The organism is Xenorhabdus sp. KJ12.1 (assembly GCF_963876495.1).
Lineage (GTDB): Bacteria > Pseudomonadota > Gammaproteobacteria > Enterobacterales > Enterobacteriaceae > Xenorhabdus > Xenorhabdus stockiae.
In genome coordinates, this window is sequence record NZ_CAWNQH010000072.1 from 203695 (window position 1) to 228103 (window position 24409).

The following is a 24409-nucleotide window of genomic DNA, read 5'->3' on the forward strand; positions in this document are numbered from 1 at the left end:
CATCAACCCGAAGGAGTAAAAAAACAACATGAAAAGTGGATTACGCTTTGTCTGTCACATTGCCGATCTACCGGCAGACACGTTTGCGGTGGGGGAATTTTCCCTACAGGAGGGGTTATCTGAACTCTTCACTCTGAGCCTGACACTGGTCAGAAACGGCAACCCGAACCCGTTTAAACCCCAGACAGAGATTGATTTGGCCGCCCTGCTCATGCAGGAGGCTGTGTTACAAATCTTTCACGGTGAGACAGAACAGCGCAAAATCACGGGGATTATCTCCCATGCGGATTGGGTAGGCACCGATGGCAATAAGACGCTGTATGCTGTGACCGTGCGCCCGGCCCTCTGGCGGCTGGTGCTCAATCAGGACAGTCGGATCTACCACCAGCAGAATGTCCCCGCTATTTTGGACAGCCTGCTTAAAAAACACCGGGTAAAAGCCGATTCAAAGCTCTACGATGCGCATCAGGACAGGGAATATGTAACCCAGAAACGGGAATCCGATTATGCGTTTTTCGGCCGGTTAGCCGCCGAAGAGGGGATCAGTTTCTGGTTTGAGGATGACACCCTGTTTTTCAGCGACAGTCACCTCGGCATGACGGCCGGACTACCGCTGCAATACCAGCCGCAGCCGGAGACAGCCTATGGAACCGATACGATTTATCAGGTACGGCTGGGTGTCGGTATGAGTCCACAGCGTAGCCTGCATAAAGACTTCAACCCGGAAAACCCACGCTATCACCTCTCGCATATGCACAGCAGTGAAGGCTTCCGCGATTTCGGCAGCCAGACACCTTACACCGTGTTTGAAAGTTACGGCCGTTTTCAGAAAGATGCCGCTGCCATTCCGTTTTTAAAATACCGACAGGACGCACTGGATAACCAGAAACAGACCGGTAGTGGCAGCAGTAACTGCATCAAACTCATGCCGGGCAAAATTTTTGAGATAAAAAATCACCCTCATCAGCCACTCAATGTGCGTTGGCAGGTCGTGGGTATCAGCCATCACGGACGTTGCCCACAGGCATTGGGAGACAGTGGAGGAGAAGGCACCACCCTCAGTAATCATTTCAGCTTTATCGACGGCCTTGCCGACTGGCGTCCGCCTTTCCACTATAAACCGCAAGCAGACGGGGATGAAACCGCCATCGTGGTTGGCCCGAAAGGGGAAGAAATCTTCGTGAATAAAGACGGGGCGATTAAAGTCTATTTCCACTGGAATCGCTACGATCCGCCGGATGATGGGGCGTCGTGTTGGGTACGCGTGGCTCAGGGCTGGAACGGTAATGGCTACGGCTTTATGGCGATCCCGCGCATCGGGCAGGAGGTCATTATCTCTTACCTGAACGGCGATATTGATCGTCCTATTGTCACCGGCTGTGTTTATAACGGCCTGAACCGCCCGCCGCTGGATTTACCGGCCCAAAAAACCCGCACCACGTTTAAAACGAAAACCCACAAGGGCAAGGGCTTCAACGAACTGCGTTTTGACGATGATAAAGGGAGTGAAGAGGTGTTTATTCATGCACAGAAGGACATGAACACGCACATTCTCAATGACGAAACCAGCAATATTGGTCATAACCGGACACATCATATTAAAAATGACGCGCATTTACGTATCGATAATGAATACCGGGTACAGGCCGGTAATGATATTTCGTTGTCTGCCGGCCAAAAACTCCATATTAAGGCCGACGATGCGCTGTTAACGCAAAGTGGCAATGAAATTCATCTGAGTTCGGGGGCGAAAGTGGTGATTGATGCGGGGGCTGAATTGACGATTCAGGCGGCCGGGCATTTCCTGAAAATTGATGCAGGCGGGATCACCAGCAGTGCGGTCGTGAACATGGGGAGTGGCGCACCGGGTAACGGCTCCGGCTGGGGTGGAAAGTTACCGGATATGCTGGACAAGCTCAAACAAATCAACGTCGCCGAGGCTGTGACCGAAGCTGTTCTGACTGCCCCCCTTGAGAAGATTTGTATCAGTTGCTTAATGAAAGCGGCATCAGACGGTTCAGCAATGGTTATCAGAGGGCAATCATGATCTCAGTCTCATCAGAAAAATGGCAGGAATATCAGAAAACACACCCCGATATCAGACGGTATGCGCTGGTGGATGGCCTCCAGTATGAGCGTCTTTTCGACGAGGAATTCACTTACCATGCGGGGCGGAATAATCCGCTGTTCAGGCGATTCCCGGATTCAGCCATCGCGTTTGCCGGGCCGTGGTTGTTTGATCTCACACACCACACTGACTTTCTGGCGCAATTTTTAACACTGGAAAAAGCATATCCGGCGGTGTCATGGCTGTATACCCCGTTGTCACTGGATGCCCTCACCCGTCATTTTGAACCTTATCTGAATGTTCAGCTGGAAAGTGGGGAAACCGCGCTGTTGCGTTTTTACGATCCGCGTGTTCTGCATCAAATCCCGGCTATTTTCGACCAGACGCAGTTAACCGCCTTCACCCAACCGATAGATGAATGGCATTACTGGCTGGCGGGCCAGTTTTATACTGTGAAAGGAGCGCAATGATGATCACACTCAGTCAGGAACAGGTCGGCAAATTCATTGATGCGGAAGATGAAACCTATATCACTCAAATCCGGCAGCAGATCCAGACAGAACAGCCTGAACTGGTCAGGAACGAAAGCGAGCACAGTTTGCATCAGCGGCTCAAAGGCGCGTATCTGGATTTGATCGCGATGGGGTTCAAAGAGGAAAAGCTCATACGTTCCTATCTCTATCTTGTTGCCTTTAACCGTGATTATCACGATTCACCGGAAATTAAAAATATGCTGAACGCGGGGGATAACCCTGAACAACAATACCGGGATTACCTGCGGGTAGTGGATAATTTAATGAAAAGGAGACATTAAGATGCCAGCTCCCTTAGTTTTTGCTGGCCCTGCTATTCTGGCAGCGGCTGAATATACCTTCACGGCCCTTGCCGGGATAGTTCTCGGCGTTGGTGTGGGTGTCGGAATCAATGAAGTGACAAAAGAGAAAGAAGAAGCGGACGAAAAAGACAAAGCTGAATCCCGAACCGATGCAATCAGTACAACGAGAGAGAAATGTGATGAGTGCCCGGCCATTGATCAGGTTGTGATGATTTGGGAAAAGTGCCCATCGTATTCAGATATCACTATCGAGTATCAAACACGGATTGCAGGAACAAAATACGATCCTACATTGGTTTCCATTCAAACATGGCAATGCCAAGACGCTAATTTTGATGGTTGGAAACCAGAGAAATGTTTATTTCTTGAAGCTAAAGCTAAATATGATCAGTTTTTTGAAAATGGAAAACCTAAATGGTTTTATGAACATTTCAAGAAAAAAGAAACAGATAAGACCGGGCTTGAAAGTATGCTTTATCAGGCTGAAAGGCAAAACGGGGTTTGTACCAAATTGAGCAATATTCCAAAATCTCACTGGCATTTTCTACAACCAGTATCTTATGCCTATTTTTCAAGAGCATTTACTTCTTTAGGGTTCATTAATATTAGTACATTTAATACACCATAATTTAGTAACGAATCATGCGTGAAATTTTAAAAAAAACAAATGGAAATTCAGCTATGACTATTTTAAATCTAGATATAACACTATTCTATGACTTGAAAGAAGAAGTAAATCCTGAGTTGGTGCTTGTTGATACTTATCAAATAATGCAGGGGATTAACAAATTAAATGCTAGTTCAAGTGGTTGGTATTTGCCCGGATATTCACTGAAGGAAATTAAAGAAAATAATGTTTTTCATGAGAACGGATTTACCGATTACGCGAAGAATTGGTATGAAAAAGATTTTGACAAAGAAAATAAATCCACGATTAAAACACTATTTGATAAACCCGGTAATGCGAAACTAAAAAATACCATTCGATATATGACAAGGGATGTCACTAATACCGATGTTAATCAATTAGGGCATACTAATGTAACGCTTGATCTCAATTTTGAAAGAGAAAGTTTCGATAAATTAAAGTTCATTGACTTTATTAAGGAGTTAATATCGTTTAGGCATTATCCATTTGTTACGATAGAAGTTTATGGTTATACATTAAACCAAAAACAAGTTTTCCCCGACCGATTAAGTGCAGGTTGGATGCTCTACTTACCAATTGAAATAGATCCTGCCTTAGTTCCAATAGCAGAGGAAATCATACCGGTTGCCGATAAAGGTGATGAAAAAGGGTCATTAATTATCACAACAAAAGAAATTTTTGATATCGAAAACCAAAGCCATATCAACAAGGCCAATGATATTGAAATCTGTTTGCGGGATTTAGGATTATTACCATTGTACGCTGAGGTATAACTATGCCCGGTAAAGCCGTTATTCGGTTAAACGATACAACTGATCATGGCGGTAAAGTCATTACCGCTATTGACGGGTATGTTTATCTGGGGGTTCCGATCGCCGCTAAAGGTGATTTAGTGACTTGTCCGCAGTGCAAAGGGATTTTTCCTATTATAGAAGGCAGTAGTGACTTAAAACATCAGGGAAAGCCCATCGCATTAAATGGAATGCGCACGGCCTGTGGTGCAAAATTGATTGCCAGTCAGGGCGGATTTTGCGCTTGATGTCGTATTTTAATGAAATAATCAGCTTTGAGAATATCATCTTTTAGCTGATTATTCTTATATTGATCATTACAAAGAGAAGTGATATGAGTGATTCCTCCTTGCTATTTGTACCTAAAGATCCTTGTTTTATTCCGGAGCAGTCAGCCATCAATAAAGCTGAGGGTTTTCTTCGGACAATAAAGAAGTCAGATAAAAAACAAAAAATAAAATATAAAAAAATGTATGCCCGACTATGGGCTATAATCCCACCTGTTCTTGCTGTTGAACATTATATCTCTGAAGATGTAGAACTATTTGACGGGATGCAAAACTTTACTATTCCTTCCTGTTCACACTGTAAAAGTGATATTACAAAGTGGTGGGATGAAAAAATGGATTATATTTGGGAAAATTCACCGAGAACAGAGACAATTTATACCAAATGGTCAACGCCATGCTGTGGACAAAAAGTGTCAATGCTTGAATTAGATTATCAGAACTGGGGGGCATTTGGTCGCTTTGCATTGATGATTGATACCCGAAAAACAGATGTTATTCATACAGATGATGGATTATCTTTGGTGATCGAAAAGATTGAAACCCTACTAAAAACTCCCGTGAATATCGTTTGGAAACATATATAGTGATTTCAGGCCGCTATTCCTTTTAGATAGTATCTGCGATTAGACACCTGACTGGGAGAGGTATTGGCACTGGCTACACCAGACAACTTATTTAGTTAGCTGCGAGGAAAGAGTGATAAGCCCGGATTAATCAAAAACACCTTTTTAGACACCGTTAAGAGAGCCAAACAATGAAAACAGAATGGACATACGAAGAATTAACGCAAGCAGTTAAAAAGTTTATTACGCCTGACTCATCATGCAACAGCGTAGAGATAGCCGAATTCCGCCAAATTAGCTCTTTTGGCGTGTTTAACTTCTGGGACATGTTAACTGAGGATATACAGAAAGAGGACGACAATATCCAAATACGGGCCATGTTGAACACACTGATTGACAACACTCTAATCCTGCGCAGTTCTCGTTCTGATGATGATGAGCGTGATTAACCGTGTAACGAAAAGCACTGAACCTGCAATAAACAGATGCGTTTTTCATTAATAATGAAATTTACACTAACCAATTGAATAATAGTGTTTAATTTTAAATGAAATCGCGTTTTTTTGTTGCTGATTATCATAGCGTTCAGCTACGATCCTCTCCGCTTTAGGGCGGTTCTGGAAGGTGAGGTTAGCTTTTTCGACGATTGCTTAACTTTGATATCAGCGCGAAACCAGATACCTGAAAGCCAAGAGGCCGCCTAGTGCGGTCTTTTTACTTTCGGGAGGACTATGATCCAGCGAATCGCAGTTATCAGCACCATGAAAAAACCAGTCATGCTCCGCACGGTTTTTAACGACGGGGATTTGATTTTAGAAGACAGGAAACTGCTTCCGCCAAAACGCAGGGCAATGCTGGCCGAATTATCAAAAGATATCCCTAAAATGGTCAGGGCAGGCTTTAAGGTGCTGGTGGATGAGGTCAGCGGCGACATCGCGCAGCAGATTGGCGCGCTCAGCGTCCGGCTGAGTGACCGGCATCATGACGGCCGTCCCGTGATTGTAGTGGCCGTGAGCCGCTATGAGGAGCTGAAACGGCAAGGGAGCATCATCTATCCCCCGAAAGGAAAAAACCTCTATGAGATCTCGTCCTCCCTTATAGATGTTGAATTTAATCCCGCCGGTGAACCTAACCACCACGCAAAATCAGCTTGTCACCCGCCTCAAAACTGAGGATATCAAGACGCATTGGATGAGATTAATGCCGTTTTAGCAAAAAACAGGGGGGCGGGTGGTGTAGCGTCACGGCTGACGGACAAGCAAATTTTACAGCTCAATAACGCCGCTGAAGCATTAACAGGCTCACTCAGCGATCTGGATAGAGCCACGGAAGCCGTGAATCGTTTAGCAACGCAGGCGAATGATTCCGCCCATCGCGCGCAAAAATCATTCAGTGATGCGGTCAGCATTTCGATCATCTCAGGCTTGCTTGAAAGCCCGATTATGGCCGACGTACTCAAAGCCATTACCCCGACGTCAGTCATGTCATCGTTGTCCTAGGAGAATCCATATTACTTGGTGGGATGATCCCCCTGCCTATCGGTAATGCCTTCAAATTCGCCGCTATTGGCGCTGTGATGGGCGTTATCTTTTTGGGGGGCTTTGTTGCATCACCAATACAAAAGCCTCACAGAGCGCATTACCGCGCTCAATACGGCGAATTCGGCATTATCCGGTAACTGAAAACAGCGATCAGTGTTCAGGGCGAGAATATCCGCCTTTTGCATCATGACGTCGCTGAACGTGATAACCGGCTAATTGTATTAGCCGAATCGCAGAACAAATTAGAAAAAGAAATAAAGCAACAACGTGAGGAAAGTGACAGTGCTATCGGACAATTTAAAGACATGCTGGCTCATGCCCAGTGTGCTAACCAGCGTATGCCTGATGACATTATCCGGTTGCAACACCAGCGCACCGCTGAATTCAACCGGAGTTATGGTGGTTGAAAAGCGGATAGAAACGAAACGCCCACCCACCATTAAAGCGATGATGTGTCTTCTTCCCGACGACAATACAACGCGCTGGGGAGATAACGTGCTCTATAAAGAAAAAGTGAGGCAATCGCTGGCGGAGTGCAATAATAAGAATCAGCGGGTAAATGAGATGAATGCGAAGATATAACTATCTTTCATGAATACAGTTTATTAATTCATCACAAAATAATTCAAATAAATCACTACGTGGCCTAGTAGCCTAGAGGGATCTCACCCCCATCGGGAGTACCCATACCCATGAAAGGCTCCAACTTCTGTCATGTCAACGATGCGTGCAAATAATGGTGATAATCCTTTTTAATATTCTCTCGGCAATAGGATACTACCGGAAACAGTTTATTAAGGTGATCATAAGCATCCTGATAAGTAAAAAATTTTTTTTCTTCAACACACCATATGATTTGCTCAATAATATCGCAAACAAGGATATCAGAAAGATCACTGATTAACTGTTCAGGGAAAGTGTCAGAAAGGATATAATTATAATTTTCAAGTGCATGTAATAATGAATAATAATATACTAACTCTTCAACCTCCTTGTTTGCGATATCAATAATATTTTTCCTATCCGTTTTTGGTACACCTTTATTTTTATAAACACTGTTACTATCGTAAATAGAGTGAATAAGCCCTGCCGAAATAACATTTTTACGGCAGCCATATTTTCTTAATAACCCTGCTGTTTGAATAAGATGGGCTGAATGATGCCTGCCATAAAGTTTATTCTTATCAATTTCATAATAAAGCGCAATCTGTGATAATAGATTCATAAATCACCATATTTTATTTCATACAAATTAACGACGTCTTCTGGATTGTTTGCTAATAGCTCATGAAAAAGGGGAATAAATCTAATAAAAATCGCAACAAGTACACTGATGATTGAATAAGCTACTAATGCAATAGTGTACCCGTAGTTTGTTATCAAAAATGGTGTAATTAATAAACCAAGTGGATTGCCAATCACAATACAGGTGTTGTGCATAGTTTGAACTTTGACCCGGTGTTTCTCTGGGATAGCGATAGCACGAGAAGATTCGATACAAACATTGTTCATGATGATAAATACACCCATTAAAAATGCCAAAACACACCAACAAAAAACATGATTAACAACAGACAGTAATAAGAACACCCCACCTAAAGTACCAAAAGAAAGTATGACGCTTCGAGCTTTACCAATTAGCAATTCGGTTTTTTTTTGAAAAAAGTAAGATGAAAAAATCGCACCTGCCGCAGCACATCCTTCAATGACACCAATCATAACTGGTTTCTCTCCAGACACATTGATGACAAAATAGGGAATGATAAGAGAAGAAAATGGAGCGAGTGACATATTGATAAGGAGGGAAGCCAGTGCCCAGTAAGGTTCAAAACGATAACCTATAAATAATTTTATTGTTTTCTTGATGTTATTATGGTGGTTATCTTCCCCAAAATAAACATAACTCCCTTTATTTTTCAATAAAGAAAGAATAAATATTACAATGAAAGAAACACCAGTGATAATCCACATCATATTGGTAATGCCAATGAATTCATACCCTACCATTCCAATGGCAATGCCAAATAAATTATTTGATGCTTGAATCAAAAAAGTTTGTCTAAAAGACGTTTCTATCATTTTGATATCAATAATAGACGGAATAAAGGCATTAACCACAGGAATAAATAATGAATCAACAAAACCTATAATAATAGCAATTAAAATAAAGGTGGCAGAGTTAATATTCGTCAGATTAATTAAAACAGCCAATAGTGATGCACTAATAAACAATACCATTAGACCCATAAGAGTTTTCTTTTTTTCCTTTTTTTCAAATCGATGTGCGAGAAAAACTCCAAATACACTCTTTGACATAAAATAAGAAAAAAGAAAATAAGATGATAACCATACACCACTATAACTCAAAAAATATAATGTAACGATAGAAATAAGAATTCGTGATGATAAAATATAGAGAGATTCAGAATAACGCACTTTCAAAAAATCACTAACCATTGTTTTTTATTCCTGACATCGAATTTTTGATATCTTCTAAAAGCTCATTTCCTATTGGAGTTAATTTGGCATAATCTTCAACTATACTCAATGCATCATGATACTTATTGATTGATGTGGTTAGCCGATTGGAAAATTCTACATTGTATTCCCCATCATAATGTCGGACAAATTTGTATAATGATTGGGAAATACGAGATAAGACAAAAAGCGCATGGAATATACCTATCATTGGTCGAGCATCTTCCCTGAAAGGGGCTTTAAATCTTTCATCCGGGTCATTTTCCACAATAAAATCATCAGCATTAATAACATTTAACGCATGATGAGCGCACTCATGAACAATATGTTCAATATAATAAGGAACGGTATTTTTAGATTCAGCATAAAGAAATACCAATCCCCATAAGTTAAAACTACACCCAGAGCGAATGTAATACCCTTTTGTACTACCAGTAAGGTAGATTGTATCAATGAATGTTAAGCACTCATGATAAGAAATATTATCAAAAATCTCTAATAAACTCAGTGCATTGTTAACTTTTTCCTTTTCTTCAATGACATTATCCATATTTTGGAACCCTACTCCGACACCCTTATCATCTGCACTTAGCGTAAGTAGGATCATGTTGATATCAAATTCAGATTGAAGTTGATAATCTAGTGCTGTTACTTCAATGCCGTCATGATACTTTCCACCGTGGTACTTAGACTGTCTTTCAGCATACTTTAAATAATTAATGCATAACTCTCGATTTTCTTTTTCTGCTGCACACACAGCTAAGTAGTGTGCTCCACAAATATTCCAACGAAGTTGAAAGTCTTCCGGAATAAGTAAATCTGAGCCGCTGCACTTAATAAGATATAATAATGAATCTCTTATTTTATCCTGAAAATATTTCCTAAATCCAGAATGATCATAATCAACATTAGCTATTTTCATGTTATTAATCCTATAATTATCCCTCCTCAATATTTTGAGAAGGGATAATGAGTTAACTAATCGTCTTTCTTATCATTAACTGACCAAGACCCCAAAGGAGATTTAACTTTTACGACTTTATTGATATCAAAATTTTCCATGATATTTCCTTTTTCTGAAAAAAATAATATAGCAAAAACTATGATGATCGCTATGGTATTTTTAAGTTCAAAATAATTGAACACTTTTTAAATAACACCGTAAAATTTCAAACTCAATAACTTCGAGCCATTCGTTTATCTTTGGTTTATTAATTTATTTAATAATAAATAAACACTAAATTAATAAAATCAACGGAAGAAAAAATAAAAAAATTTCATTTAAATGAAAACAAAACATATCACCATAATAAACAATGGATTTATTTTAATTATAGATTAATTTGATCCAAATAAAAAACTCATTAATCAATGAACATATAAAAGTAATTTATTAAATAAAAATTACATGTGAGAAATTTTTTTTCACCTATATAAGTAATAACCCAATGCAATGTTATAGATTTTTCCAAACCGCATTAGAATAATTGGTAATAATTTACGTAAAATAGCGCGACAGTCCATGTAGTCAGTTGTTAAACCAATCAAAAAATAGATTAATCTGAAATTAAATCTGTCGCGAAATTCTATAAAACTTTCAGGTCAATAAAATCATAACTGTGGCCTAACCTACAATGAATTACTGCGCTAATCGTAAAACATGGCCTCCATCGGGGCGATATTGCCCATTTTTTCGAGACACATCGCCTGAATACCCTTGCTGGCACTCCCGCCCCCCACGGACTGTAAGAACTCATACATCTGGACAGGCATCGACAGTGACGCGATTTTCGGCGTTTTCAAGGTGCGTTTCTTGCCCACTTTCGGCCACGGGATCAGGGTTATCGTTTTTTCGTTCACCTCCCCCATACGACAAAGAAATAACTGGGCGTTATTGTATTCCAGCACCATCTCTTTGGTCGTTTCACGCAGATCCGCATCCACCAACAAGGACAAGGATTCGATATGCTGGTGGATCGCTTTTCTGTCACGGGTAAAGCACACATGACTCTGGCGACCGTTTTCATAGGTCAGGTAAGCGCGATAACTCATAATTCCCTTATTTATTAATTAATAAACTGGCGTAATTACGCAAATTCTAAATGATTTTTTTTAGAAAAAACATCAAAAACACCGCGTCAGGGTTAGGGAGGGATATTGTAGTTAACCCCGAACAACAATACCGGGATTACCTACAGGTAGTAGACAATTTAATGAAAAGGAGACATTAAGATGCCAGCCCCCTTAGTTCTTGGCGCACCCGCCGCAGGCGCGGCTCTCGTAGCCGCTGCGGAATGGACGCTTGCTGCCTGCGTTGCGGGATTAGTTGCTGTGGGTATTATGGAAGGAACAAAAGATAAAGAAGAAACGGCTGAAAAAGACAAAGCCGAATCCCGGACAGATGCAATTAGTACGACGCGAGAGAAATGTGATAAGTGCCCGGCCATTGGTCAGGTTGTCATGTTTTGGGAAAAGTGCCCATCGTATTCGGATATCACTATCGAGTATCAAACACGGATTGCAGGAACAACATACGATCCTACATTGATTTCCATTCAGACATGGAAATGCCAAACAGTAAATTTTGATGGCTGGAAACCCCAAAATTGTTTATTTCTTGAGGCTAAGGCTCTGTACGATCAATTTTTCAAAAATGGAGTACCGATGGATTGGTGGAAAGCTAGTAAAAGTGGGCATTTATCCATGATTAGTCAAGCAGAAAGGCAACAAGAAGTATGTGATAAATTTGATGGAATTCCAAGATCTCACTGGCATTTTTTGCAACCCATCAGTTTTTCCTACTATAAAAAGTGGTTTGCTATTCATCCTAATATTACAGTATTTCATACAATTTAACTTTCATTTTAGTGGGATAATAAATGACTGTCTTATCATTAAATATAGAGTTATATACCGACTGGAAAGAACCGCTAACCCCAAAAATGGCTCTGACTGACTTGCATAATATCATCCAACAAATTAATACATTTTTTGGAAGACATAAAACATGGTATTTATCGGGTAATACACGCCAAGAGGCTTTGCAACGAGTTGCTTTTAATCAGCAAGGAGCAACGGAAGCTGCAATAAAAGAGTTTAGCGAAGATTACACAGAAGAAAATCCAATAGTTATGGCTGGAGTATGGGATGGAGAAGATGATAGCCACTCATGTTCCATTATTTATATGAATTATCGTAGAAAACAATTAGGAAAGACAAAAATAGAGTTACATATATCTATTGAAGAGAATGATTTTGATTTCAATCGGTTGGTAAATTTCATTAACTATCTTGTTATTGCTCATTATTCACCACATATCATGGTGGAAAATAACTCGTATAGTGTAAAAGGGAAATGTGTTTTTCCAGATAGAGCATATGCAGGCTGGATGCTCTACCTGCCAATTGAAATAGATCCTACTTTAGTCCCAGCGGCAGAATCAATAATATCTCTTGATGATAAAAATGGTGAAAAAGGCTCATTAATTATCACGACAAAAGAGATTTTTGATATCGAAAACCAAAGCCATATCAACAAGGCTAATGATATTGAGATTGGTTTGCGGGATTTACAGGTATTACCACTTATAGCAGAGGTATAACGATGGCAGGTCAAGCCGTTATCCGGTTAAACGATACAACTGATCATGGCGGTAAAGTCATTACCGCTATTGACGGGTATGTTTATCTGGGGGTTCCGATTGCCGCTAAAGGTGATTTAGTGGCTTGTCCGCAGTGCAAAGGGGTTTTTCCGATTATAGAAGGCAGTAGTGACTTAAAACATCAGGGAAAATCCATCGCATTAAACGGAATGCGCACGGCCTGTGGTGCAAAATTGATTGCCAGTCAGGGCGGGTTTTGCGCTTGATATTGTGTTATGCATGAAATAATCAGCTTTGAGTCTATCATCTCTTAGCTGATTATTCTTATATTGGTCATTACAAAGAGAAGTGATATGAGTGATTCCTACTTGCTATTTGTACCTAAAGATCCTTGTTTTATTCCGGAGCAATCAGCCATCAATAAAGCTGAGGGTTTTCTTCGGACAATAAAGAAGTCAGACAAAAAACAAAAAATTAAATATAAAAAAAAATATGCTCGTTTATGGGCTAGAATCCCACCTGCTCCTGATATCGAACATGATATTGTCGAAGAACTCACTCTGTTTCATGGGATGGAAAACTTTACTATTCCTTCCTGTTCACACTGTAAAAGTGATATTACAAAGTGGTGGGATGAAAAAATGGCTTATCTTGGTGAGAATTTACCGAGAACAGAGACAATTTATACCAAATGGTCAACGCCATGCTGTGGACAAGAAGTCTCGTTGCTTGAGTTGGATTATCAAAACTGGGGAGCATTTGGTTGTTTTGCACTGATGATTGATACCACAAAAACCGACATTATTCACACAGAGGGTGGATTATCTCTGGTGATCGAAAAGATTGAAACCCTACTAAAAACCCCCGTGAATATCGTTTGGCAACATATATAGTGATTTCAATCATAGATGATCACAGATATTAAGGATGAATAAAAAATTAAATCGCCTACTTTATCTGGCATATTATGTGTTATGCCTGTCAGTCACTTATTTATCCTCTTCTTTTGAAGAGGAATACTATATTGATGGGATAGACATCAAAAACGCCTGTGAAGCTCACAGAGCGCTGGTGGTGGATGATATCAGAGATGTGACTGCGCCTATCGCGGTATTGTTCATCATTCCTGTGCTTTTTATTGCCGTGAAATTGAAGTGTAAATTATGGCTGGTCAATATCATGGCATTATCATTAATTGCCTATTGGGTATGGCGATTCTTTACCCATGGTGTGAATAAACGTGTTGGAGGCTGGTTTGACTCTAGCCTCACTGAAAAAGGGCTTGAACAGGCACGACTGGTAAAGAAAAAACTGGTGGATTCAGGTGCTATCGATGATGTCACAAAAGTCTATTCTTCGGACTTAAAACGTTGCCAGCAGACATCAAATGAGATTTTTTCAGGAACACAGCTACCTATAGTGTTTGATTCGCGATTGCGTGAAATGTCATTTGGGAAACATGAAGGAATGGACCAGAATGAACACAATAAACTCATTGTTCCAGCATCTCCGACAGGAGACCGAGAAAACCATAGGATATGTGAAGGGGCTGAGTCAAGGGGCGAGCTTTTTACCCGTGTAGAAAGCTTTATCCAAGATGTTTACGAAAAAAGCGATTCGTCGATTGCTGTAGTAACTCATGGCTTCTCTGCTTCCTTTGCTATTGCCGCATTCCAGAAACTCAAGCTTGACAGTAGTGAGTATGTTTCATACCGATTTGAGCAAGGAAAATACACAGTTCTCGTTGAGGATTATTTATTTAAGAATAGAACATTGGCTTATCTCAATGTGTAATCCGGCGATTCAGGCCGGTGCGGTGATACAAGTCATTATTCATTGTTATGATCCGGAGAACCGGATTGATGAATCTATACCAAAAAATATGATTGCCGAGCGTGTCACGCAGTTTGAAGAACAAGCTGCCTAGCGTACACAGGAAAAGCCTAAAGAGAAAAATGCACTTTTGACCACAAAACGAGGTAGAAAAAAAAGCAGTTTTTTTTGCCTCCTATGTATTCTGTAAACCATCTCTTTTCCGAGGATGGTTTTATGCTCCGTTTTTTACCAAAAATGTTTTCTTCCGGTCGTGTCTATCATAACCGGCTGCTTGTCACGTTCATCGATCTACTGGTGATTTATGCGTTTTTCCTTTCCTTTCGCGGCTACATACACTGGGCCATTGCTATTTTCATGGCAGTTATCGTGGCCGCATATTATGTGCGGGTTAGCTACATTCGTTTTTTTAAGATTGTCATGGAGAATAAACTCCTCAAAACGAATGTAGCTTTTGATAATGGTTTTATTTACGCCAGTCTGATTGTTGAAGCTAAAAACATAGATGATGAACCTGTCGAAATCCGACTTCCTGTCAAAGTGGCTTATGGTTCTATCTATCAGCGCTATGTGCTTTATGTGTACATGAATTTATGCAATTCCCTCACCTTATATGCTCGTAAATTAAAAAAGCAGGAAGATAACAAATGACCAGTGTGGCCGTAGTATTGGTTCTCCTTGTCCTTTTACTGGCAAAAAATGTTTTTCAGAAAAAAAAACCGGCTAAATGGGTGTTAGTTTCAATGGCTGTTTGCACCGTGTACCTGTTTTCTATGCGGTATATAGCAGGGATTTACACGATCCCTTCTGCTTCAATGGAACCGACTCTTGACGTAGGTGATTATATTGTCGGCATTCGTGTGGGTGGATTGCTGGACTCTGGTGACATTAAGCGCGGTGATATTACAGCCTTCAAGGCACCATCAGTGCCTCGCACCTTATACATTAAGCGGGTACTTGGTATTCCCGGTGATGTTGTTGAATACCATCAAAACAAAGAATTCACAGTTAATGGTAAGACTGTCGGTAAATTTGTTTCTGAACTGGGCGACCTTATGATTTTCAGTGACGTCGAAGAACGAACCGGCAAAACCTATAACTTTGTTATCGATAAAAGTACACCATTCCTTAAATCTAAAAATCGCTGGGAAGTACCTGATAACTACTATTTTATGGTAGGAGATAATCGGGATCACTCATGGGATGCCCGTTACTGGGAAAACCCGCCCGGCACACCTAAACCCCTCCGGGGGCTGATTAAAAAAGACCAGATTGTTTCACGGTATGTAACCACGTTATTCAACTTCAAGCTATTTGACAGCTACGACCCTCTCGAAGCTGAATTGAGGATTATTCGAAACAATGGTAATTGAAGTTTTTTTCACGACTCTAGACAAGAGCGCACTACATACTTTTTCGTTTGTAGTTAAAGCACATCAGGAATGGCGCAAAAGTTTACTGAATATTTGTGCTCAATATGGTTTTGAGTCTTTCCGTGGGCCTGATTTCTGTGCTCCTGATTTTTTCCTGCAAGAACGCTTTTCACAAAAGCCTCATGGACGTAGTTTTCACCCTGTTACGGATAAATCCGTTTATGCTGATCCTGATTACGAGCTTTATACCTTACGCCGAGATTATCCAGCAGGTGCAGAGATTTACCGACAGATGGATGACATATCCCGTAATAGACTCGAATCCATTAATTTGAATCAGGAAGTATATGGCCGACCTTTGCATGTCGGCTATCAGCACGCGGCCTGCCTTCTTCTCAATATTAGTCATATTTTCAATAAAGACGATATCACCGCCTTTTCACAGATATGGCGTGTAATTAATGATGAGGGTCAACCTCTGCTTGTTTGTTCTATTCCGGTCAGAGTTAGCGAAGAGGATCATCAGTATCACATTCCGCTTATGCCTGATATATGGCAGGATATTTCGGCAAAGAAAGTTATTTCTCTCTTCAATACACATAATCTTCGGTTAATCGAAAGAAACATGCTATGAAGCACATTTATCCGCTTTTGATTCTGGTGATTCTCTTAGTGAACGGATGCTCTAACTATACTGTTCCTACCCTGTCTGCGCCCACCGCAAAGTATTCTGCCACTGATCTAAAGCCAACAGCCTTACAGGTTTTAAAGGATGCGGGGGTAATGATTAAAGATGACTATCAGTCTGCTGAATTCATTCCAAACAGTGATGAAAAAATGATTGTTGCTAAAGTACGTGATATCCCGTGCAAGATGATTTTTCGTTACATAACGACTAGCAATGGTAATTACTGGATGCCAAATCAGATTGCTTGTTCACCATAAATGTTTTTTGGCGACATTTTGCGGTCAAAAAACTTAGCTTTTTTGGCATAAAAAAGGTCATGCTATAGTCAATCCACGATAACGACTCATTTTTTAAGATGATTATCTTGGGGGAAAAATGTTTATTTACTATTTAGTTTACTTGGTCTTCATGATTGTGATTTACGCATTAGTTCCGTTGCTTGGGGGAGACATACCTCTCTACTCCGGAATTGTTAAGTTCTACGCTGCACTGAACGTTGTTTTTTTGTTCACTGTTATCTGGTGGAACGCCCGGAAACATTTTTATTACGTGTGGGGACTATATCTCATTGTGATGGCTGGGTACTACGGTTTCGTTTATCCGACCGTTCAAGATTTTCCGCTGGTGGTTGTGTTTGGCGTTTCGGCATTGAACATCCTGATTACGTTCTATGATGTCGTGATTTGTCGCTGTAAGGGAATTTACCAGCGAACCCAGAAACGATATGCAATCCATTGAAAATAATATGAAAGGTAAATATGGGCAGGAAAAAACAGAACTATGCAGCAAAACCTGTATCTGGAGAAAAGGTTATGCGGCAGCGTTTCTTTGGTTTGTCAGTGCTGATTATCGTACTCAATGTTGTTTTTTCAGACAACATTCGTATACAGATATTGACTCTGGCTATCATGCTTATAGCTACCTTTCTTTTTACTCCATCCGGATGTGTGCTTGTTGGCACTTGGACTAACAAAGAAAAATGGCGGACGCTTACTGTCTCGCAGAACACAGTTTTCTTCAAATACTATGTAGCGATACCCGTTATCACTCTTTCACTTGTCATTCACTCAGCGACCTACTCCCGTGTGATCGCCAACGAAGCCATGAGCTACATATTTCCACCTAATGAGGATATCACTGGCAGTGTTATGCTTACGAAGCTACGTGGCATTCTTGATCACTACCTCCCCGACATGTTTTCTTCACTGGCACTCTACGTTGCGTATTTGTTCGGTATCGGCTCTGTTGTGAAAAATATGCAAATTGGTATGTCTGGCAAAATGATTAAGCGAATCAAGAATAGCGCTGATGCCCGGCGCGTTTTAGATCAGATGACGTGGGATCAGTTTGAGGAAATACTCAGGAAATTTTTCGAGTCCAAGGGGTACACCGCTAGCCGAACCAAGAACGGTGCTGATGGTGGTATTGACGTAGTTCTGATGAAAAATGGTCGCAGGGAAATGATTCAGGCTAAGCACTGGAAAGTTAACCGCGTTGGTGTTTCCGTTGTTCGTGAAATTTACGGTGTTGTACAGGCTGAAAAAATGCATCGTGGCTTTATTGTAACCTCCGGTCTTTTCACTGCTGAAGCTCGTGATTTTGCGGATAAAGTATCCGGCAAGGTCCTCCTTATCGATGGTAACCTCCTCATCGAAATAATAAAGGGCGACTCCGACTTTGAAAAGCAGACCGGATCATCCATCAGTACTGCCGTCATTCTTGAGGAAAATGATTGTACTGTTTGTGGCGGTAAAATGGTTCTACGAACAGCAAATAAAAAAACGTTTTGGGGATGCTCTAATTTTCCTGAATGCAGAAACACACACGAAGTATGAGTGTTTTAAACGCAGCAATAACAATAAAAAGCAATCGCACTCCAAATGGAGCGTCCCCCTTTATGCAGCAATCAGACTGAGGTTCGTTTTCATGATTGAATATGAGTACCACGAAATTGCTAATGCTTTTCCCTACATCAGTGGTGAGACATATGAAACGTTAAAAGAAGACATCCGAGTTAACGGAATTCTTGAGTCTATTTACCTCTTTGAAGGAAAGATTATCGACGGTAGGAACCGCTACAGGATCGCGAAAGAGTTGAATCTTGAGGACATACCCATCCAGCAATATCAAGGTGATAATCCAATAAGTTTTGTTCAAAACATGAACTTACATCGCCGCCAACTAACACCCGGCCAGAAGGCTGTTGCTGCTGCTTTCCTTGCTGATTTCAAACAAGGTCCTCACGATAAAGAAGAAGAATATGAAACTCAGGAGGCCATAGCGAAGAAACTCGGTATTTCTCGCAGAATGGTGGTTGAAGCCGTCAGTCTCAGGAAAAAGGCTGGTCATAATCTTATAGAGCGAGTTAAGGCCGGTGATATTAGTCTTCATAACGCCAATGCTCTCTCTCACCTTAGCTTCGATGACCAAAAATCTATTGTTAATGAGGGTGCTACTCGCGTGAAGGAAGTCGCTAAGAAGATTAAAGCGATGACCAAAGGTAAAGGTAGAAAGAAAAAAGATGATCCTAATCAGATTATCGAACTGGACGTTATTGAAACCTACACGCTTCCAGATACTAAAAAGCCAAAGATCTATTTTGAGCAGGAAAGTATCGAAATGAAAAATGATGTCAATTCTTCGCAAGAAGTTTCCTCCATTAAGATAAGAAAAACACGCGGAAAAAAGATTGCTATTGATGAGGCCAACGATTTCGGCCACTCATTGATAGACGCCATAATCGTGCTCGAGGCAACCGCTGAGGATAACGACGTGAAGAATAATGTAATTGAAGCTGCATTATCAGAAAAGCAGTTATCTCGTTTCGCTGCTGATTATGATGAGTCTGAATTATATACATTGCTGAATGCGGGTATCCGTGAGTTAGCAAAGCTAGTCAACTGACTTAAATTTGATACAGATCCAAAGGAGTTTAATTATGACTGAAAAGCGTGGAACAGGGACTGAGTACGGTCAGAATAAATTAAAGGACAGAACGGAAAATTATGATAATGCTACTAATGAAAAAAATCCTAAATCTAAGTTGAAATTACTCAGTGCACTCATTATTGCCATTATTGGTGTAGGAGCATTATATCCGGTTGTTTTTAGCGACCATAAAACTCCAGCCGAAAAGAACGAAGAAATTATTGCACTCAATGCAAACGGTATTTCTATCGAAGACAATAAAGAAAATAAAGTCAATGTACAACCAGCCGTCTCAGATGCCGATTTTGACGATACTGCTCCACCAACCAATCCATCTGCTGATGTAATTTCGGCAGAAAAACCCGTTGCTCCTGAAAACCTACCTGATGAAGATGTTCAGGGTAGTTCTTCCCCAAACAATGATTCAGAGGAGTTATTGCTCGATATTGCTGCACCTGCGAATGCGTCTGCTGATACGATTCCAACAGAAAAATCCGTTGATCATGCAAACGAAGCTGAAAAACTGCTTGACGAAGATGTTCAGGGTATTGCTAACGCGGTTATCAACGATTCGATGGTGAAAGCTACTGAGGAAGCGCAGAAAGTTTCTCATACTGATATACCGCACCAAGAGTACGAAGCGTCTAAATTTGGCATTTCTGGTGAAAGTACTCCTGTACCTGCTGCCGTTCAGCGCGAGAAGTCACAGCCAAAACAATCCTCTGTTGAACAATTAGCGACTATTGTACCAGATACAGCATCAACCGATTTGAACAGCGATGATTCACTGAAAAACTACACAGGTCAGTCAAGCGAAGCTGTCTTCCATGTGCAGTCACAAAATACCGTCTATGTTTACGGTACTTTTGCTGCGAAGGTCTATCTTCTGCCAATGGCTAAAGGCGAAAAGATAAATGCATATCTTTCAGATAGCAAAGGTTGGGAAGTTAGCCAATTGCCGGGAAACATCCTTCGAATCAAACGTGCCCAGAACAAAGCCGACTGGAGTGATGCAACGGATCTCTTCCTTGTTGCAGGAAAACGTACTTACACTCTTATTCTTCAAGCTGTGGACCAGCCTAAACTGCGTACAGATAGCCTTCGGTACGTCGAACCAACAACATAGCCGGTTGCTAATAAAAGAAAAAATAAATGTTTTAGTCCTAACAGGCGCATTTATAGTGCGCTTTTTTTCAGGAGAACGGATGAACTTGTCTATCACAGATGGAATCTGCATTGATTTCACATCTATGTATATTGATATTCCTGTGACGAACTGGACACCTAAATTTTCATACCTTGTCTGCCGGGGGCTGGTGGATAATGGTATTCTGCCGGGAAAAGCTGTCATAGGTATGTTTCGTAAGCGAGTGTTTGACTCATTCGACGAAGAACGCCCTGATGGATATACTGTGGTTTATTCAAACTATGCATGGATAGATGCAGGAGAAGATGGATTGATTGATCCTTGCAATTGGAACCATGCAGGCACAGAAAAAACACTATTGCAGGTTGAGCGATCTGATGTCTATTTTTGTGCAATAGACCCTCTAAATATAAGCAATAATGACCTTCCCGTTCATTACATATCAGATGAGCTGTATCCGATACCGCGAGGATTACATAAAGAAACTTTTAATCGTTTGCTCAACTTCAAAATAGAGGTTGCAGGTTTAACAATGGTTGAAGCAGCTTACCTTGCAGCTTTGCCTTTGAATGAACTCAAGAATAATGCTAAAATGCTTTATGAATTTCTAATTAAAAACAAACTGAGTAAATTTATTCCACTAAGTAATGTGAAAAAGGTTTTCCCGCAGGTGGCAACGTTATCACCCAACTCTTTTTATATTCCGTTTGATGGTGGATATTAAATTGATGTAGTAATTGGGGGGATACGATAAACACCGTATATTCCTTTGATACTTATAAAGTAAATAGACACTTAAAATATGATGTTTTTAATACAACAAATCAACTAATAATAAATGAAAATCTGCATTATTGGCCCTTCAGGGGCAGGGAAAACTACGATAGCAGCTCAATTAGCAAAGGAGCTTTCTCTGTCTATATATGAGTTTGATACTATTTATTGGGATATTACCGGCAATGAATATCGTAAAAACTCAAAAGAATGCATTAAATCTAAAATTGATATGATTGTGAATACCGATGAATGGATTGTTGAGGGTGCTTATGATAAGCACCTTTATACTTTTCTCCTTGAATGCTCTATTATTTTTAGAGTGAATGTGCCCTATTATTTACGTTTTGCTCGTTTAATTAAACGATTTTTAATCGCTAAAATTACGCGAAAAAAACCCAAAGAAACCATCTTAAATACATTTGAGTTATTGCATTTCTCAAGAAAATATGATCAACAACTAAATGATTTTTTAAATTTACACAAAAAATTATCCTCAAAAGTTATCCTTATCAAGGATATTTCTTCATGTAGAGAAGTATTAAAATTAAATCAGTAAAAATATTTACTTATGTCATATCCTGATGGTATCAGGTAGCTCCAACTTAACGATATTTCACTATTACGCTGGGCAATATTTTGACAAAGAAACGGGCTGCATTTTAATACTTACAGGTTTTATGCTCCGGAAATTGGACAGTTTACTTCACCAAACCCGATAGGACTGGTAGGAGGATTGAACTTATATCAGTATGCGCCCAATCCATTAAGTTATATTGTTCCAAGGGAATTTAGATAATAACGATGCTTTCTCCTCTTTCCTGACGTGAATAGTACTCATCAATTAATTCCATGATGGATGAATTAATACTGAGTCTGTCTTTTGCTCGCGTTATTGCCACATAAATGAGGTTCATTTCATCGATAACGATTGATTTAGGCTTTTTGCTGTCAATAGCTTCGAGTATTGAAACAAAGTCATCATTGAGTATGACATTGTTCCATTCCAGACCTTTGCTGGTGTGGGCTGTGGTGACAATTAAATCAGCCTCAGACTCAAATTTAGCCTCATTATTTCTCATTGTCGCTATCACGCCGGGGATATCAATATACTCATCTATTATCCTAATGGCACGATTCATATTCGTGTCTTTAGTACTTTCAGCTATATCCTGATAATTAGCCCAGTTGCCATAATCTTTGAGGATTTTTTTATTTTTTATCTGTTCAAAATGCATCATCTTCATTGAATAAATGTCGAGTAATTCATCAAGGTTATATTTCTCAATGCCTCCGTTCCACATCACTCGTTTACCCATCATGATTGCTATATGGGCCGACTGGATAACCCCCATGAACGTCCGACTAATTACCGCATGAAAGCCGTTTTCGATGATCTCGTGCGGCTCACACACATAGTCAAGTTCCCCCAATCCTACCAATGGATGTATTTCTCCTTTCATACTCAAAACTAAATTGGCAAGAGCAGCTATCATAGGACCAAATCGGAAAGATTTTGTCAGACGTAATATTTCAGCTCCTTGCTCTTCAACCACAGTCAATGCATTTTCTGCCCCGCGCCATCGGTTTATCATCTGATGATCATCACCTACAATAATTTTTTGGCAGACGTTATTCAAAACAATGTCGAGAGTTACCGGATTAGCGTCCTGCCCTTCATCAAAAAGAATAATGTCGTACAAGGTATTTAGCGCTGGATTCGATAATTGAAACAGTTTTAGCAGCGTATTCCCCGTACATGGTACGTCAGAGTTTATATCTATCATCCCGTTCCACAGACGCTTAGCCGCCCGTAACGCGGTATCAAAACGAGTAGCAGGTATCTTGTTTTCATTTTCTACATTCTTTTTTATGTGCTCCATCGTTATAACGCGATCCGCTGAGTTCATGAAGTTATCGACACCGGTTACCGCCAATTTGACAACTTGCCAGTTATCTTCTTCCAGAATATCGCGATATTCTTTAACGCTGATATTCATCCGGGTTTTGTCTGAATATTCTTTGAACCGGGAAAATGCCATTGCATGAGACGTTATACAATGAACATTTTTCGGGAACTTTCTTTCAGCTTCTTCACGTATAGCTTTGTTGAATACAATGTACAGGATTTTTTTGTCCGCATTCTTTATCGCAAATTGTATGAGGGTGAATGTTTTTCCTGAGCCAGCATATGCTTTTCCACAAAGTAGTTTACCTTCGTAGTCAACAATTCGTTGTTGTTCATCGGTTAGTGCCATGAACAGCGCTCCTTATTCAGAACAAAGAAATCAAAGAAAAGCCTGAAACCATAATCAGTAGCCTATGATTCTAGGTAAGATTTATACACTGAAATTTTCCGGTATGTTTACTAAAAACCGGGACGATATGCGGTCTAAAATGATTTAAATACTATAACCTTCAGCATGTTGTCAGATGAGGGTATTCAATGGATTTTTCCTTGGGACTTTGCTGTTGGCAAGAAGTCCCCATCAATCTAAACATACCTATTTATGTAATAACCAACTGAAAATAAAATCAAAAATAGACATGAGACAGCTTCAAAAAAACAATCGCAAAAAACACCGCAAAACGACCTGTTTTTTATGGCAGAAAACAAGTTTTCATATTGTATATTTGGGATCACTCACAGCTAAATAGCTTTTCAAAATGATAGGCGAATCAAAGAAACTCAGTCCTATTTTTGCGAACTTTTTAATCGCAAAACCAAAAAAACACAAAAAGGAAGGACTGAGTTATGGCCATCGTACCACCAATTCCGCGCAATGAGCGGCGTCAAATGAGAAAAATTGTCCAAAAAACGGCAGATAAAAACTATGCTCGCCGGATTA

Annotated in this window: 34 protein-coding genes; 29 read left to right on the forward strand and 5 right to left on the reverse strand. The window is 40.2% G+C overall.

The window, feature by feature from the left end; translation table 11 throughout:
- The first annotated feature begins 28 nt into the window (after nucleotides 1–28).
- The 12 genes from AACS92_RS12485 (at nucleotide 29) to lysC (ending at nucleotide 7319) form a co-directional block, all read left to right on the forward strand.
- Complete coding sequence (locus tag AACS92_RS12485; protein ID WP_099108677.1) at nucleotides 29–2047, forward strand: type VI secretion system Vgr family protein; 2019 nt, start codon at nucleotides 29–31, stop codon at nucleotides 2045–2047.
- Nucleotides 2044–2538, forward strand: a complete 495-nt coding sequence (locus tag AACS92_RS12490) for a DUF4123 domain-containing protein (protein ID WP_099108678.1) — start codon at nucleotides 2044–2046, stop codon at nucleotides 2536–2538. The genes AACS92_RS12485 and AACS92_RS12490 overlap by 4 nt, the downstream gene beginning before the upstream one ends.
- Nucleotides 2535–2882, forward strand: a complete 348-nt coding sequence (locus AACS92_RS12495; protein ID WP_241537878.1) for a hypothetical protein — start codon at nucleotides 2535–2537, stop codon at nucleotides 2880–2882. Before AACS92_RS12490 ends, AACS92_RS12495 begins: the two co-directional genes overlap by 4 nt.
- A gap of 1 nt (nucleotide 2883) precedes the next feature.
- Entirely contained in the window at nucleotides 2884–3531 is a 648-nt protein-coding gene (locus AACS92_RS12500; RefSeq protein WP_099108680.1) for a restriction endonuclease fold toxin 5 domain-containing protein, read from the forward strand.
- Between the two features lie 14 nt (nucleotides 3532–3545).
- Complete coding sequence (locus AACS92_RS12505) at nucleotides 3546–4325, forward strand: immunity 52 family protein (protein WP_241537879.1); 780 nt, start codon at nucleotides 3546–3548, stop codon at nucleotides 4323–4325.
- A gap of 2 nt (nucleotides 4326–4327) precedes the next feature.
- Nucleotides 4328–4591 (forward strand): PAAR domain-containing protein, encoded by a 264-nt coding sequence (locus tag AACS92_RS12510; RefSeq protein WP_099108682.1) that lies wholly within the window; start codon nucleotides 4328–4330, stop codon nucleotides 4589–4591.
- 86 nt (nucleotides 4592–4677) lie between these two features.
- The gene (locus tag AACS92_RS12515) at nucleotides 4678–5217 is read left to right on the forward strand and encodes a hypothetical protein (protein WP_099108683.1); all 540 of its coding nucleotides are present in this window, start codon (nucleotides 4678–4680) and stop codon (nucleotides 5215–5217) included.
- Between the two features lie 170 nt (nucleotides 5218–5387).
- Nucleotides 5388–5645: a hypothetical protein gene (locus AACS92_RS12520; protein WP_099108684.1), complete on the forward strand. Its 258-nt coding sequence runs from the start codon at nucleotides 5388–5390 to the stop codon at nucleotides 5643–5645.
- A gap of 282 nt (nucleotides 5646–5927) precedes the next feature.
- Nucleotides 5928–6368, forward strand: a complete 441-nt coding sequence (locus AACS92_RS12525; RefSeq protein WP_099108685.1) for a hypothetical protein — start codon at nucleotides 5928–5930, stop codon at nucleotides 6366–6368.
- A 15-nt stretch (nucleotides 6369–6383) separates the two neighbouring features.
- Nucleotides 6384–6695 (forward strand): hypothetical protein, encoded by a 312-nt coding sequence (locus AACS92_RS12530; RefSeq protein ID WP_099108686.1) that lies wholly within the window; start codon nucleotides 6384–6386, stop codon nucleotides 6693–6695.
- 221 nt (nucleotides 6696–6916) lie between these two features.
- The gene (locus AACS92_RS12535; protein ID WP_099108687.1) at nucleotides 6917–7144 is read left to right on the forward strand and encodes a hypothetical protein; all 228 of its coding nucleotides are present in this window, start codon (nucleotides 6917–6919) and stop codon (nucleotides 7142–7144) included.
- Nucleotides 7083–7319: an Rz1-like lysis system protein LysC gene (lysC, locus tag AACS92_RS12540; protein ID WP_153044746.1), complete on the forward strand. Its 237-nt coding sequence runs from the start codon at nucleotides 7083–7085 to the stop codon at nucleotides 7317–7319. The genes AACS92_RS12535 and lysC overlap by 62 nt, the downstream gene beginning before the upstream one ends.
- Before the next feature lie 130 nt (nucleotides 7320–7449).
- Here the strand turns inward: lysC and AACS92_RS12545 are convergent, their stop codons facing one another.
- From AACS92_RS12545 to AACS92_RS12560, 4 genes are all read right to left on the reverse strand, one after another.
- Complete coding sequence (locus AACS92_RS12545) at nucleotides 7450–7962, reverse strand: DUF6817 domain-containing protein (RefSeq protein ID WP_099108689.1); 513 nt, start codon at nucleotides 7960–7962, stop codon at nucleotides 7450–7452.
- The gene (locus AACS92_RS12550; protein ID WP_099108690.1) at nucleotides 7959–9194 is read right to left on the reverse strand and encodes an MFS transporter; all 1236 of its coding nucleotides are present in this window, start codon (nucleotides 9192–9194) and stop codon (nucleotides 7959–7961) included. The genes AACS92_RS12545 and AACS92_RS12550 overlap by 4 nt, the downstream gene beginning before the upstream one ends.
- Nucleotides 9187–10137 (reverse strand): aKG-HExxH-type peptide beta-hydroxylase, encoded by a 951-nt coding sequence (locus tag AACS92_RS12555; RefSeq protein ID WP_099108691.1) that lies wholly within the window; start codon nucleotides 10135–10137, stop codon nucleotides 9187–9189. Before AACS92_RS12555 ends, AACS92_RS12550 begins: the two co-directional genes overlap by 8 nt.
- 725 nt (nucleotides 10138–10862) lie before the next feature.
- On the reverse strand, nucleotides 10863–11267 hold the full coding sequence (locus AACS92_RS12560) for a hypothetical protein (RefSeq protein ID WP_099108692.1): 405 nt from the start codon (nucleotides 11265–11267) through the stop codon (nucleotides 10863–10865).
- A gap of 180 nt (nucleotides 11268–11447) precedes the next feature.
- Here AACS92_RS12560 and AACS92_RS12565 point away from each other — a divergent pair, with 180 nt between their 5' ends.
- From AACS92_RS12565 to AACS92_RS12645, 17 genes are all read left to right on the forward strand, one after another.
- Nucleotides 11448–12071: a restriction endonuclease fold toxin 5 domain-containing protein gene (locus AACS92_RS12565; RefSeq protein WP_099108693.1), complete on the forward strand. Its 624-nt coding sequence runs from the start codon at nucleotides 11448–11450 to the stop codon at nucleotides 12069–12071.
- Between the two features lie 23 nt (nucleotides 12072–12094).
- Nucleotides 12095–12817, forward strand: a complete 723-nt coding sequence (locus AACS92_RS12570; RefSeq protein ID WP_099108694.1) for an Imm52 family immunity protein — start codon at nucleotides 12095–12097, stop codon at nucleotides 12815–12817.
- Nucleotides 12818–12819: 2 nt separating this feature from the next.
- Entirely contained in the window at nucleotides 12820–13083 is a 264-nt protein-coding gene (locus tag AACS92_RS12575; protein ID WP_099108695.1) for a PAAR domain-containing protein, read from the forward strand.
- A gap of 87 nt (nucleotides 13084–13170) precedes the next feature.
- Entirely contained in the window at nucleotides 13171–13710 is a 540-nt protein-coding gene (locus tag AACS92_RS12580) for a hypothetical protein (protein ID WP_099108696.1), read from the forward strand.
- Nucleotides 13711–13744: 34 nt separating this feature from the next.
- On the forward strand, nucleotides 13745–14611 hold the full coding sequence (locus tag AACS92_RS12585) for a DUF2645 family protein (protein WP_193756860.1): 867 nt from the start codon (nucleotides 13745–13747) through the stop codon (nucleotides 14609–14611).
- Nucleotides 14604–14744, forward strand: a complete 141-nt coding sequence (locus AACS92_RS12590) for a hypothetical protein (RefSeq protein WP_193756861.1) — start codon at nucleotides 14604–14606, stop codon at nucleotides 14742–14744. Before AACS92_RS12585 ends, AACS92_RS12590 begins: the two co-directional genes overlap by 8 nt.
- 122 nt (nucleotides 14745–14866) lie before the next feature.
- Entirely contained in the window at nucleotides 14867–15301 is a 435-nt protein-coding gene (locus AACS92_RS12595; RefSeq protein ID WP_099108697.1) for a hypothetical protein, read from the forward strand.
- A complete protein-coding gene (lepB, locus tag AACS92_RS12600) occupies nucleotides 15298–16023 on the forward strand; it encodes a signal peptidase I (protein WP_099108698.1) in 726 nt (241 codons plus the stop codon). Before AACS92_RS12595 ends, lepB begins: the two co-directional genes overlap by 4 nt.
- Nucleotides 16013–16657 carry a hypothetical protein gene (locus AACS92_RS12605; protein ID WP_099108699.1) on the forward strand — a complete coding sequence of 215 codons (645 nt, stop codon included), beginning with the start codon at nucleotides 16013–16015 and terminating at the stop codon, nucleotides 16655–16657. The genes lepB and AACS92_RS12605 overlap by 11 nt, the downstream gene beginning before the upstream one ends.
- Nucleotides 16654–16968, forward strand: coding sequence for a hypothetical protein (locus tag AACS92_RS12610; RefSeq protein ID WP_099108700.1), 315 nt, complete (start codon nucleotides 16654–16656; stop codon nucleotides 16966–16968). Before AACS92_RS12605 ends, AACS92_RS12610 begins: the two co-directional genes overlap by 4 nt.
- A gap of 118 nt (nucleotides 16969–17086) precedes the next feature.
- Nucleotides 17087–17449, forward strand: a complete 363-nt coding sequence (locus AACS92_RS12615; RefSeq protein ID WP_099108701.1) for a hypothetical protein — start codon at nucleotides 17087–17089, stop codon at nucleotides 17447–17449.
- Nucleotides 17450–17469: 20 nt separating this feature from the next.
- Nucleotides 17470–18546 carry a restriction endonuclease gene (locus tag AACS92_RS12620; RefSeq protein WP_099108702.1) on the forward strand — a complete coding sequence of 359 codons (1077 nt, stop codon included), beginning with the start codon at nucleotides 17470–17472 and terminating at the stop codon, nucleotides 18544–18546.
- 91 nt (nucleotides 18547–18637) lie between these two features.
- Nucleotides 18638–19615, forward strand: a complete 978-nt coding sequence (locus tag AACS92_RS12625) for a ParB/RepB/Spo0J family partition protein (RefSeq protein ID WP_099108703.1) — start codon at nucleotides 18638–18640, stop codon at nucleotides 19613–19615.
- 34 nt (nucleotides 19616–19649) lie between these two features.
- Complete coding sequence (locus AACS92_RS12630) at nucleotides 19650–20765, forward strand: hypothetical protein (protein WP_099108704.1); 1116 nt, start codon at nucleotides 19650–19652, stop codon at nucleotides 20763–20765.
- Nucleotides 20766–20844: 79 nt separating this feature from the next.
- Nucleotides 20845–21510 carry a hypothetical protein gene (locus AACS92_RS12635; protein ID WP_099108705.1) on the forward strand — a complete coding sequence of 222 codons (666 nt, stop codon included), beginning with the start codon at nucleotides 20845–20847 and terminating at the stop codon, nucleotides 21508–21510.
- Between the two features lie 114 nt (nucleotides 21511–21624).
- Entirely contained in the window at nucleotides 21625–22119 is a 495-nt protein-coding gene (locus AACS92_RS12640; protein ID WP_099108706.1) for an AAA family ATPase, read from the forward strand.
- A gap of 132 nt (nucleotides 22120–22251) precedes the next feature.
- The gene (locus AACS92_RS12645; RefSeq protein WP_241537882.1) at nucleotides 22252–22359 is read left to right on the forward strand and encodes a hypothetical protein; all 108 of its coding nucleotides are present in this window, start codon (nucleotides 22252–22254) and stop codon (nucleotides 22357–22359) included.
- On the opposite strand, the gene AACS92_RS12650 is transcribed toward AACS92_RS12645, so the two are convergent.
- On the reverse strand, nucleotides 22352–23818 hold the full coding sequence (locus tag AACS92_RS12650; protein WP_099108707.1) for a 3'-5' exonuclease: 1467 nt from the start codon (nucleotides 23816–23818) through the stop codon (nucleotides 22352–22354). The genes AACS92_RS12645 and AACS92_RS12650 overlap by 8 nt on opposite strands.
- Nucleotides 23819–24409: the final 591 nt, after the last annotated feature.